This is a genomic window from Alkalihalobacillus phoenicis, from assembly GCF_047302405.1.
Lineage (GTDB): Bacteria > Bacillota > Bacilli > Bacillales > Bacillaceae_D > Alkalihalobacillus.
This window is the reverse complement of record NZ_CP154853.1, coordinates 1694771-1707234: the sequence shown is the minus strand read 5'-3', so window position 1 is coordinate 1707234 and position 12464 is coordinate 1694771. Positions and strand designations below refer to the sequence as shown.

Here is a 12464-nt window from a genome sequence, read left to right as displayed (position 1 = left end):
CCTTAGACCAACAATAAGTTAACATAATATTAATATCATAAACTTATTCTCATAATTGATATAAACGGCTATATTTTTCTGTTAAATAATGGACGAGTGGTTCCGAATTAATGCCACCACCTGTAATATTTTCAATAATTTCTGCTGGTTTTTTCATCCCACCATGTTTGTGTACTTTTTCAGTTAACCAATTGCGGATTTTCGAGTTATCACCAGAAAGTAACAATTCGTCATAATCAGGGATATCTTTGATGATTTCTTCTTTCATTTGGGCAGCGTAGATGTACCCTAAGGCATAGGATGGGAAGTAACCAAATGACCCCATTGACCAATGTACATCTTGTAGAACACCTTCGCCATTGTGAGACGGACGAATGCCTAAGTACTCTTCCATTTTATCATTCCATGCATTTGGTAAGTCTTTTACTTCAAGCTCTCCGGAAATTAAAGCTTTCTCTAATTCATAACGAAGGATAATGTGTAAACAATACGTTAACTCATCCGCTTCAATTCGAATGAGTGAAGGTTTTGCTTCGTTAACGGCAAAGTAGAAATCTTCAAGTGTGACCTCATCAAATTGTCCATTGGAGCATTTTTTAATGACGGAATAATTTCTTTCTAAAAACTTTTCATTTTGCCCGACAAATTTCTCTAAAAATAATGATTGGGATTCATGAATGCCCATTGAAGTTCCGCCACAAAGAGGTGTCCCTACTAAATCTTCTGAAATGTTTTGTTCATATAGAGCATGACCACCTTCATGGATCGTTCCGTATAAAGAGACTCTGAAGTCATTTTCGTTATATTTTGTTGTAACACGTACATCACCAGGGTTTAATCCCATTGCAAATGGATGAACGGTTTCGTCTAATCGTCCTGCCTCAAAGTCAAAGCCAATTTCTTTTAAAATGGCTACACTTAACTCGTGCTGTTTTTCTTTCGGGAAATGAGCAAATAGAAAATCATTTTTGGGTTGATGCTTAGACTCCGTTACTCCTTTTACTAATGGAATTAATTTGCCTTTTAAATCACCAAACACTTCGTCCAAAGTATCAACAAATACACCTGGCTCGTAATCATCTAAGAGAGTGTTATATGGATGACCCTCATAACCGCGATAGCCAATAAACTTCTTCTGAAATTCCACGATTTTTTCTAAATATGGCTGAAACATGGAGAAATCATTTTTCTCTTTTGCTTCCTCCCACGCATTTTCCGCTTTTGAGCGTAAGACGATAAAATCTTTAAATTCATCTTTAGGGATTTTCATATTTTTGTCATAGCTCTTTTGCATTTCTTCCACACTTTTTTGGGTAACCTCAGAAAGACCTTCGAAAATTTCAGGTTGCTGTAGCTCTTTTAAAAAGTTCGCCATCTCATTGGATGTGGACATTTGAAAGAGTTCAGATGATAAAGTCCCAATGACTTCAGAGCGATGAATCATCCCTTTTTTCGGGGCTCCAGTACGTGAATCCCAGCCTAGAAGACCGAGTGCTTGACGATAGCTATTCATTTTCTTTAAATAATTTCGGAATTCAATTTCCGTTTGCTGTTTAGTTGTTTCCATATGTATCTAATCCTTTCTTCTCTAAAAATAACGTTCATTAATTATTTCGACAATCGAATCGTTTTCCCTTCTATTTTGGCTATCTTTTTTCAGAATAACGATTTCATGGTATAGTATCGTTAGGTAGGAGGAGAAATAACGATGAATATAACATTAACAGAATCAGCAGCTCGTTTATATATAAAAGAGATGGAGCTCAATCAAGGAGATAATTTAAGGTTATTTGTACGTATCGGAGGGGTTGGATCTGGTGGATTCTCGGTTGGAGTCATGCGTGATACACCTTCTGAACGGGCTTATGTCATTAAAATAGATGATGTTATCTTCTTTGTAGAAGAAGATGATTTCTGGTATTTAAATGGGATGAGCATTGACTACAATGTTGATTTAGGCTATTTAAAAATAGAGCATCCAACCTTTGATAATATCGACCACCCAGAAGATAAAAAAGAATCATGACTTAATGAAGGTCATGATTCTTTCGCTATTTAATCTTTTTTCTTCGCTTGAGTTAATTGTTGCTCTGCCCGACCAAGAATTTCAGAAGAAGTTTCAAAAAAATAAGCATTCATCCCATTTTGGTGGCTAGCAGCTTTTTGATATTGTTCCTTTGCTTGATTCAGAGCATCGGTTGCTGCTTTTAATTGCCCCTCATCCATATTAACGGTTGCTTGCCCAACCATATGTTGAGCTGACTCAATCGCCATCTGTACTTGAGCTAAATCATTGTACCCTTGATCATGCTGCTCGCGATTTACCATACATTACCCTCCATTATTAAAAAACGATATTATTTAACAATATGAATAATGTATGTTAGTTTTCCCTTTTTTATACGTCAGTAATTTAAGTTTACATAATAATATTATGTTCTTCTTATCTGTCGTTAGTTGGAATCTGAAATTCTAAAAATGATTTCCCCTTCTTCTGTTGAGATGAAAGTGATGAACCATTCTCCCGTCTCCTGATCATAATCCACCTGTTGAACCGTGACGTAATGGAGGCCTTTATAAGTCGATTCTAAACCTAAATTTTCTAAAACATTTGGGTAAGCTTCTTGAATCGCTTCTTTCGCATTTAGGATCGCTCCTGCTGGATGTTCAGGTTCAACGATTTCAAAATCAAGAGGGTGCGCTTGCCCTGGCCAAGATTCCAAGATTGCTTCTACTTCTATTCGAATAAAGTCTCCAAGTTCCGCTCCACTCACTCCAGAAACAAAAACAAGACCACTGTTTTTAAAATGAATTAATGTTCCCGAGCTAGAGGTCGAGCTAACATATCCTTCAATCCAAAAAGAGCCAGTTTGATGCGGTAAAGAGGCTAGTACTTCTCCAGTTATTCCATCAACTTCTTGCTGAATGTCTCCGCTCTCTGACGATAAAAAGGAGACAACCCAAATATTACGCTCTTGCTCGTAAAAGACATCATGAACACTAACTACTTTAGTTCCTTCAAAATAGGAAGCCATGCCTAGCTCTTCAAGAACAGCTGGGTAAGCAATTTGAATCGCTTCTTGACTACTAATAGATGCCGTTTCAGGTAAGTGTGGTTCCTCGATTTTGTAATTGGTTACGTTTGCTTGATAGGGGTATGATTCCATTAGTGCTTCAATATTTACCTTTAGATAGTCACCAATTTCGCCACCTTCAATGTTAGAAAGGGAAACAAGTCCGAGGTCTTTTTCGTTCATCATAACCCTGTCGTCCACTGCTAGAACAAAACCCTCAAGCTCCCAATCTTTTGCATCACTTCCCCCAGATTGATTGCAAGCCACTAATATAAATATTCCGAATAAAAGCCAACTTAATTTTTTCATTTTTTCTCCCTCCATTGTCTTTTTTGTTTACTTAAATTTACTTTTTTAATTTTAAATTTTTAACCACATAATTTGTTCAAGTATAGAAATACTAATGATGAAAAAGGAGGAGGTTAATATGGCAAAATCAGACGACCGTTCAAATAATGCTGAAAGAATTGAAAACACAATCGGGCATACTTTGCAAAACATCGATAAGACCCGAGAGTACATGAATGCACACTCGAATGATCTAAGTGATGAGGAAAAACAACAACTTGAGCAAAAGAATCAAAATCGTAAAGAAAGTATTAATAGTTTACGAGAAGAAATTAAAGACGAAGTCAACCATCATGAAAACGAGTATAAATGAACATTTGTAAGACAGGGGCTTTTAGTGCTTGTTTTACTTATTTTAATAAAGACTTACACTACATCCATTTAATGAAAACACCCTCAATTTATTAGACTGACCTAGTCATTTGAGACAGTAATAAAACACCTTCTTAGGCTGCCATATCACCAAACTCTATTGGTGTGTGGTAGCCTAATTTTTCTTGGATACGCTCTTCGTTATAATACCTCATAAATTGATCTACACGATCCTTTACTTCTTCTAAAGACAAAGAATTGAATTTAACATACTGAAATTCTTCTGATTTCAGGTTCGAATGGAAAGATTCAATGACAGCGTTGTCCCAACAGTTTCCCCGGCGTGACATACTACTGACTAAATGCTTTTCTTTTATCCGATTTTGATAAGCATAAGAAGAATAGACACTTCCTTGATCGGAATGGATGATGACTCCTTTAGGGTTCCCTCGCTTTTCTAGTGCTTCATCCAAGGTATCAATCACCAAAGGGATTTGTTGATGAGTATAAAGCTTATAAGCAACGATTTGATTATTAAACAAGTCTATGATCGTTGATAAATATAAGGTGTCTGGACCATATTGAATGTAGGTAATATCCGTTACCCACTTTTGGTTAGGCTTGCTTGCGTGAAACTCTCGCTGTAATAAGTTTGGCGCGATAACGACAGATTCCCCTTGAGCTTTCCACCTTCTTTTTTGCTTGACTCTACATTGAAGGTGGTATTTCTGCATGATCCGTTGAACGGTATTGCGGTTTAATTTGATCAGATAGTCACGTTTTAGTAGCTCCTTGATTTTACGATGACCATATCGATACTTTGTTTTTTCACAAAGGTAAATAATCGTTTCCTCTTCCTTAGACAACTCGACTGATTGCGCAGATGCCCAGCGATAATAGGTGGATCTGGGAACATTTAAAGCTGATAAAATAGCTGATACTGTATATTTTTTTCGTAAAGTCTGGACTAGTTGGAGGACGATTTCTTTCTCAACTCCTTTTCGATCTCCAAATACTTTTTTAAGATTTCATTTTCCTGTTTTAAGTGATTCATTTGACGTTCTTTCTTCTCTTCATTACTTGAACTGTCAGGCCCATGACCATATGAATATTGTTTTCCTATTGGTTGTTCGAATCGATGAACCTGATTTTCACGATACCACTTCATCCACGTTTTGATTTGGGATACATTTTTAATCCCATACTTCTCCATGATCTCACGGTTAGTAAACTGACCACTCATCTTATCTTTCACAACTGACCACTTAACCTCATTTGAATATACGTTTTTGCCCATGCAAAAACACCTCCGAATTAGTACTTTGTTTAAGTGTACCATTTCGAAGGTGTTTTATAGTGTCCCAATAATTTAGGTTAGTTTATATTCACATTTATCATTTGAGGGTGTTTTCTTTGTTGTTTAATTAATTGACTTTTCTTTCCCAAAAACGATGAGCCGCAATGGCTTCGACAAAATCACTAGCAAAAACATTGCTTTCCTGATTATCAAAAAGAAGGACACCTGCTTCTCTTGCTAAGTTTTGAGCTTCAAACCACTGCTTGCCTTCATTACTTAATGCAATCGGCTTATAATGAGTGAAGGCTTCTTTAAGAAACATTTTCGCTTCCATTTCAAAGCTCGTATTCGCTTTATTTCCACCATTTACATAAATCGCATCAAATGCAACTGAAGCATCGGTCAAAAAAGTGTGTTTTGCTTCCAGTTTGCTATTGTCTGAACCTTTAATGATGCCGAGTTTATCGCTTAAAATAGCGGCTTGGACTCCCGATGTTTGTAGGTTTTTTAATACCTCATTTACAATTGCTCCATCATATCCTTCTGCGATCACAACGGCAACCTTACGTGTCAAGGCTGTTTTCGGTGTTAATTCTTGACTGAGAGCAGGCGATGATTTCGTTATATCTGTACCATCTGATTGTGGTGGGATTGTGTCAATTGTTTGAGCGAAAGCGGTCGTCATTTCTACGCTTACATTGCCAAACATATCGACCACACTTTGTCTAATCGCTTTGCTTTTTACTTTACTAAGTTCAAATCGAAAAGCATCGACGATATGTTGCTTTTCAGAAGCACTCATACTGTTCCAGAATAGAGTCGCTTGCGAGAAGTGATCCTTAAAACTTTGAGCTCGAGCACGAATTTTTCTACCTTCGACTTTTTCTTGGTAATGAACGTAACCTCCCTCTGCCCCACCCACTGTTTTTGGTGAATTATTGGCCAGAGCATTATTATGATACGTTACTTGTCCTTTGTTAATCGTTTGACGTCCGAACCCGTCGCGTTGATTATTAAAAAACGGACATACTGGCCGATTAATCGGAATTTCATGAAAATTAGGTCCCCCGAGTCGAAGTAGCTGAGTATCTGTATAAGAAAATAAACGAGCTTGCAAGAGAGGATCATTTGTAAAATCAATTCCTGGGACAACATTTCCAGGATGAAAGGCGACTTGCTCTGTTTCCGCAAAAACATTGTCCACATTTCGATTTAAGGTCATTTTACCAACAAGCTTTACAGGTACATCTTCTTCTGGCCATATCTTCGTTGGATCAAGAATATCAAAATCAAAAGCGAATTCATCTTTTTCTTCAATGATTTGTAACCCTAATTCGTATTCAGGATAATTCCCCGTATTAATCGCGTCCCATAAATCTCTCCGCATATAATCGGGGTCTTTTCCTCCTAACTTTTGAGCTTCATCCCAGACTAAAGAATGGGTCCCTAAAACCGGTTTCCAATGAAATTTAACAAAATGAGCTTTTCCTTCCTCGTTTATCAATCGGAACGTATGTACCCCAAATCCTTCCATCATTCTAAAACTTCTTGGAATCGCTCGATCACTCATTAACCACATAATCATGTTAGCTGATTCTTGGTTTTGTGAAACCCAATCCCAAAATGTATCATGTGCAGCACTTGCTTGAGGCATTTCATTATGAGGTTCTGGTTTAATCGCATGAACGACATCAGGGAATTTAATCCCATCCTGAATAAAGAAAACAGGGATATTATTGGCGACCAAATCATAATTTCCTTCTTCGGTATAAAATTTTGCCGCAAATCCCCGTGCATCTCTTGGTGTATCAAGGGATCCGCGTGAACCAACCACTGTTGAAAAACGGACAAAAACAGGTGTTTTCTTTTTCGGTTTTTGTAAAAACTTCGCCATTGTAAAAGGTTTCAACGATTCATAAACCTCAAACTCACCATGTGCGGCAAACCCTCGTGCGTGCACAACTCGTTCTGGAATACGTTCATGGTCAAAATGAGTTATTTTTTCTCGGAAATGAAAGTCCTCCATAAGAGTAGGGCCACGTTCTCCTACAGTGAGAGATAGTTCATCCTCTGATAGTTTTAAACCTTGATTTGTCGTCATGACTTTATCTTGATTATCTTCACTTCGAAATAACTCTAACTGTTCATTTTTACTATTTTCATTTATTTCCTTTTCCTCATTCATTTTAAAACGACGCTCCTTTTATAACTTTGTTGTTTACTACCCTATTGTTTGTTAGGAGTTTATCTTTTATGTAAGAATGATAAGGAAAAAGGCATGGCTTTTGTCTAATTTAATGGGCATTTTAGATAAAAGTAATATATCAATTAGAAATGTGCCAAAATGAGCGAAGTAAACTTTGAGACTGTTAGAAAACTTTATAATAATGAAGTAAATGTTAGGTAAGGGAGCATAAGTTCCCTCCAGTTATGTATTACTTTATTTTGTTAAATTTGTCTTTAATAATGTTTTTAATAGCATCATCTAACTCAACTTCAATTTTTCTACGTATAGGTCTACCCGTACTATCTTTACCAATGATTTTTCCATCAATCTCAAATTTAAGTTCATCATATTGGAACTTGATTGATAGCATATCAATCTTAACAATCCAAAACACAATACCATCAACAAACTCGACTTCACAACTAGCACTGACTTCTTTCCCCATCTCACTTAAGGCTTCATTGATTGCATTTGTAACCTCTTCAACTTGATTTAATTTACCCATAACAATTTCAATCCATTTTAATTTTTCGCTCATTCTAATTCCTCCAATAATTTTATAATTACAAGACTTTGGTATTGACGAGCAAGTAGATTTACAGCATTCTTAGTACCTCTAATACATTATCGGATATTTTATGGCCTTGTTTATTAATTAAAAATAGGCTATAGTCAATTCCAATCTGCTGACAATACAACTTATACTCAGTATTTCTCGAAATGATTTATTAGAGATAGGCACAGTTTCCATCTTCTGCTTTTTACCAAATGCATGCATTACACTGCCTGGTCACAAAAAGCCACATCCCTTCTTCATAATTTGATGAAAAAAGAATATGGCTCATTAGATTAATACTGTAAGTCATTCACAACCGCTCATCAAATCACTATCAAACCCTTGGTATATCAACACTCTTCGGAGGTCTTGGCCCAAAAAATTGATAAAAATCGGTTTTGATATTCCCGTTGTATAATTTACGCTTTTTTGATGCTTTTTTTCCGTAAATCTCTTCAAACGATTCATTCGATGTGAGCATATAAACCGACCATGTATCATATGCTGTGAGTGCTTGCCCCATGTCTCGGTACATTTGTTCAACTTCTTCTCGTTCACCTAAACGTTCTCCATATGGAGGATTTCCAACAATCACACCATAACTACCTCTATGACTAAAATCCTTTACTTGCATCTGTTTAAAGGTAAGCATATTACCAAATCCGGCTTCCATTGCATTATTTGTCGCTAATTCAACAGAACGGTGATCGATATCAGAGCCAACGATATCGAGCTTTTGATCATAATCGGCCAAATCCTCGACTTCTTGGCGAGCTTTGTCCCAGACATCATTTCCAATCCAGGCCCAATCCTCAGAAACAAAATCACGATTAAATCCTGGAGCAATATTTTGACCAATCATTGCTGCTTCAATTGGAATTGTCCCCGAACCGCAAAATGGATCAACAAATGGTCGGTCAGGTTTCCAAGTTGTTAACATAATCATCGCGGCTGCCATCGTTTCTTTTAATGGAGCTTGATTATGTAACGAACGATAACCACGCTTATGCAAGCCTACTCCACTAGAATCCAATGTTAAAGTGGCGACATCTTTATGCAGGGCAACTTCAATTCGATAAAGGGCGCCTGTTTCGTCAAACCAAGTCGTTTTATATTGTTTTTTTAAGCTTTCAACAACCGCTTTTTTGACAATAGCTTGACAGTCTGACACACTAAACAATGTTGATTTTACGGATTTACCGATAACAGGAAATTCCGCATCAACTGGAATATAGTCTGCCCATGGTAAGGCTTTTGTTTTTTCAAAGAGCTCATCAAAAGTAAAAGCTTTAAATTCCGCTATTTTTACTTTGATCCGATCAGCTGTACGAATCCACAAATTGGCTCGTGGTATCGCTGAAACGTCAGCTGTAAAGGTTACTTTTCCATTTTCCACTTGGACATCTTCATATCCTAAGCTTTTGACTTCTCTTGCGACAATGGCTTCTAATCCCATAGTAGCCGTTGCAATTAAGGTTACTTTCTTCATAAAACTCTCCTTCAATCCGAACTTTTGACTTCGCTTTATTATAAGCTTTATCGGTCAATCACACAACCAATCGGACATCTGTTCATCTATGAAACGCAAATTTAGTTCTAAAGGTTTCAAAAATAAAAAATCGCTGAAAACGGTCTACTTGTTAAAATAAGGTTACATGTGTTAGCAAAAAACGACTTGGTCCGATTACGAGTAAATGATCTTGGAAGCAGTTAAGCTAAAATAACTTATCATTTATTTAAAGTATTTTCCTTTGATATATGCGTACGGATAAGAGCCAAGATATGAAGTAAACAAGGATTGAAAGAGGCACAATGATCGTAAATAACTCTTGTACTGACATTTCGATTAGAAAAGCAACCCCACTTAGTAAACTATTTATCGTTTCGGCAGGTAAAAATTCAGCAATGGCAAATATTCCAACAAATAGAACGACACAAGCAACCGTTAACTGTTGATGTGTAAATTTAAATAAAAAATCAACTATTTTTTGGTAATTATATAAAAAATAAAGAAAATGATACGGAGGTCAAGGTAGTATTTTAGCAGGCTTGAACTTTTAGGAGATAAAGATTGATGTAAAGGAGGAGCTCCATTAATTGATGCTGTTTTTCGAAGCGTCTTAGTTTTAGAACTTACTTTACATGCTTTAATCAATATAAAAAAGTCCAATTTCTCAGTAGTAAAGTTGAGAAATTGGACTTGCATCATTACATCGGAAACATGATCGTTTGTTTACCTTGTAATCTAGTTAAGTCAAGCTTGAATGAAACCATCCTGCACTACGTTACGTAAAAATGGGCTCGGTTCCCCTACGCTATAAAGTTGCAAATAATGCATCGCTCTTGTGCAGGCCGTGTAAAAAATTCGACGAAGACTCTCATCACCGTATACATCCTCAGAAGCATCATAAATGATGACGGCATCGAATTCGATACCCTTAGCCAAATACGACGGTATGACAACGACCCCCTGCTCATATTCCATCGAGCTATTTTTTATGAGTTTAATTTCTTCGATGCTAACCAGAGAATCATACGCTCTTCTACTTTCCTCAGCAGATTTGCATATTATCGCAATACTATGAAGAGCTAGACTTCGCAAATCTTCAATTTTGGAGTCGATACAATTATGAAGTTCTAAATGATCGTCTAATTGTTGCAGTGCGGGTCGTTCCCCATCTCGTTCAAAAGGAATAATCGTTTCTCCATTAGGAACGAGTCTTCGTGTAAATTCAATGATCGGTTTAGTCGAGCGGTAACTCCGAGCTATATTGATCAATTCTGTTTCATCTGGTCCGTAAAGACTGGTAAGAGTGTTAAAATTAACTGCCTCACTAGCATGGGCAAATATCGCTTGGTTAAAGTCACCGAGCACGGTCATCCTTGCAGCTGGGAACAAACGCCTCAAAAATTCAAACTGAAAAGGGGAGTAGTCCTGCGCCTCATCGACAACGATGTGCTTAATCGCTCGGTTCGTCTGAAAGCCTAGAATCAGCTCCTTTAACAGTAAAAAAGGAGTAGCATCCTCATAAAATAGTTTATCTCCCTCCATCCTTTCCAGTGTCGTTTGACAAATCTCCATCCAATCAGTTGGGGTCTCCCCATTGAGCCAATGTTCGATATGCAAGGGATTAGCAAAAAGCTGTGTGTAGATACCCTGAAAGTCGACAAATTGAAATGCTCGGATTCGTTTTCGTAACGGCTTCAACTTTTGGTGAACAATCAAACGGGCAAGCGCTTCTGGCTCGATTTCATAATCAGCTATCGCTTCTCTTTCAAAGCCTCGTTTTTCTGCTAAATAGCGGTGAGCCTTATGATACTCTTCGTTGCTAAGGAGCTCAATTTCCTCCTGTACCCAAGCCTTAGTCCTTTCTTCCCTTTGAACCTCCTTTATTTTAATAATGAGCCAATCCTTTATTTTTTCCAGTCGATTATGAAAGCGAAGGGAAATGTCATGATTGTAAAATCTTTCTCCTATTTCTTGAGCCGGAATGATCGGTTTCCCTCTGAACATAATATCTTTAAATAGCATTCCCGATAATTCTAGTGACTGTCTATACGATTGGATCGCTTCAAAAAAGCGAGTTGAGGCTTTAAAACGGATACTCTCAAGCCTCGACCTATACGCCTGAGTATTTGCCGCCGTTAACACATACTCCAATTGGTCGTACGGATTTTCAACTTGAAACTCTTTACTTAGGCGATGGACTAAGTATTGCTGAAATGTGACCTGTTGCATATTCTCTTCACCAAGTTCTGGGAGTACATTGGACACATAACTGCTAAACATCGAATTTGGTGAAAAAAGAATGATTTGATCCGCATTAAGGCGATCTCGATATTTGTAAAGCAAATAAGCAATTCTTTGCAAGGCAGCTGATGTCTTTCCACTACCTGCTGCTCCATGAACAATGAGCAGCCTCCCATGGTCATGACGGATAATCCGGTTTTGATCCTGTTGAATGGTCGCTACTATATTATGCATCTGTTTATCGGTACCTTTGCCGAGAACTTGCTGTAAAATCTCGTCTCCAATGGTGAGGCTCGTATCGAACATCGATTGAAGAACGCCGTCACGAATAAGATATTGCCACTTTTTCTCCAATACACCTTGAATGGAGCCTTCCGGTGTTACATACTGAGCCGCTCCTGGCTGGTAATCATAGTAAACACTTGAGACAGGAGCCCTCCAATCATAAATCAGAAAATTTTCTCCACTAGTATCACTAAGTGAAGAGATCCCAATATAGATTTGTTCTTCGGTTGAATCTCCTTCTTCCATAAAATCGATCCGGCCAAAATAAGGAACCTCGTTCATTCGACGCAACGTGGATAAACGTTTGGATGCATGTCTATGGGTGCTTTGGTTTACAGATAGAGCTTGAGCCTCTTGTCGTAAGCCGATGATGGTCTCAAGATAATCATCAAAGGTATCTGTATTCACCTTGACTTCATCCCAAAAGTGTTTGCGGATATGAACCACTTCGTTCCTACGCTTGGTCGTTTCTTCTTCCAATCTGCTGATTTCCTCCGTAATGGTCTCCATTACACGGTCGACTCGTTTTTGCTCCTGCTGAAGTTCTGAATTCATAGAACACGCTCCTTAAAAAAAATGATAAAAGGGTTGACTAACGTACTGATCGCATTGTA

11 protein-coding genes are annotated in these 12464 nt (G+C 37.5%); 3 read left to right on the top strand and 8 right to left on the bottom strand.

What is annotated here, in order from left to right:
* Positions 1 to 49: 49 nt before the first annotated feature.
* Entirely contained in the window at positions 50 to 1567 is a 1518-nt protein-coding gene (locus AA0017_RS08085) for a carboxypeptidase M32 (RefSeq protein ID WP_413380765.1), read from the bottom strand.
* A 141-nt stretch (positions 1568 to 1708) separates the two neighbouring features.
* On the opposite strand from AA0017_RS08085, the gene AA0017_RS08080 reads away from it, so the two are divergent.
* Complete coding sequence (locus AA0017_RS08080; protein ID WP_413380763.1) at positions 1709 to 2026, top strand: iron-sulfur cluster biosynthesis family protein; 318 nt, start codon at positions 1709 to 1711, stop codon at positions 2024 to 2026.
* 29 nt (positions 2027 to 2055) lie between these two features.
* On the opposite strand, the gene AA0017_RS08075 is transcribed toward AA0017_RS08080, so the two are convergent.
* Together AA0017_RS08075 and AA0017_RS08070 are read right to left on the bottom strand one after the other, a co-directional pair.
* The gene (locus AA0017_RS08075) at positions 2056 to 2328 is read right to left on the bottom strand and encodes a DUF2564 family protein (RefSeq protein WP_003321418.1); all 273 of its coding nucleotides are present in this window, start codon (positions 2326 to 2328) and stop codon (positions 2056 to 2058) included.
* Between the two features lie 125 nt (positions 2329 to 2453).
* Positions 2454 to 3383, bottom strand: a complete 930-nt coding sequence (locus tag AA0017_RS08070; RefSeq protein WP_413380761.1) for a hypothetical protein — start codon at positions 3381 to 3383, stop codon at positions 2454 to 2456.
* 118 nt (positions 3384 to 3501) lie between these two features.
* On the opposite strand from AA0017_RS08070, the gene tlp reads away from it, so the two are divergent.
* Positions 3502 to 3735 carry a small acid-soluble spore protein Tlp gene (gene tlp / locus AA0017_RS08065; RefSeq protein WP_413380759.1) on the top strand — a complete coding sequence of 78 codons (234 nt, stop codon included), beginning with the start codon at positions 3502 to 3504 and terminating at the stop codon, positions 3733 to 3735.
* Between the two features lie 133 nt (positions 3736 to 3868).
* Here tlp and AA0017_RS08060 read toward each other — a convergent pair.
* The 4 genes from AA0017_RS08060 to AA0017_RS08045 all read right to left on the bottom strand — a co-directional run bounded on the left by AA0017_RS08060 (position 3869) and on the right by AA0017_RS08045 (position 9303).
* A protein-coding gene (locus tag AA0017_RS08060) for an IS3 family transposase (RefSeq protein ID WP_413375637.1) occupies positions 3869 to 5031 on the bottom strand; the annotation gives its coding sequence in 2 pieces (ribosomal slippage) (positions 3869 to 4755 and positions 4755 to 5031; 1164 coding nt in all).
* A 127-nt stretch (positions 5032 to 5158) separates the two neighbouring features.
* The gene (locus tag AA0017_RS08055) at positions 5159 to 7216 is read right to left on the bottom strand and encodes a catalase (RefSeq protein ID WP_413380757.1); all 2058 of its coding nucleotides are present in this window, start codon (positions 7214 to 7216) and stop codon (positions 5159 to 5161) included.
* A 250-nt stretch (positions 7217 to 7466) separates the two neighbouring features.
* Positions 7467 to 7796, bottom strand: a complete 330-nt coding sequence (locus AA0017_RS08050; protein ID WP_413380755.1) for a hypothetical protein — start codon at positions 7794 to 7796, stop codon at positions 7467 to 7469.
* 352 nt (positions 7797 to 8148) lie between these two features.
* The gene (locus AA0017_RS08045; protein WP_413380753.1) at positions 8149 to 9303 is read right to left on the bottom strand and encodes a THUMP domain-containing class I SAM-dependent RNA methyltransferase; all 1155 of its coding nucleotides are present in this window, start codon (positions 9301 to 9303) and stop codon (positions 8149 to 8151) included.
* A 323-nt stretch (positions 9304 to 9626) separates the two neighbouring features.
* Between AA0017_RS08045 and AA0017_RS08040 the strand changes: the two genes are divergently transcribed.
* Positions 9627 to 9770 carry a hypothetical protein gene (locus tag AA0017_RS08040; RefSeq protein WP_413380751.1) on the top strand — a complete coding sequence of 48 codons (144 nt, stop codon included), beginning with the start codon at positions 9627 to 9629 and terminating at the stop codon, positions 9768 to 9770.
* Between the two features lie 298 nt (positions 9771 to 10068).
* Here the strand turns inward: AA0017_RS08040 and helD are convergent, their stop codons facing one another.
* Positions 10069 to 12405: an RNA polymerase recycling motor HelD gene (gene helD / locus AA0017_RS08035; protein ID WP_413380749.1), complete on the bottom strand. Its 2337-nt coding sequence runs from the start codon at positions 12403 to 12405 to the stop codon at positions 10069 to 10071.
* Positions 12406 to 12464: the final 59 nt, after the last annotated feature.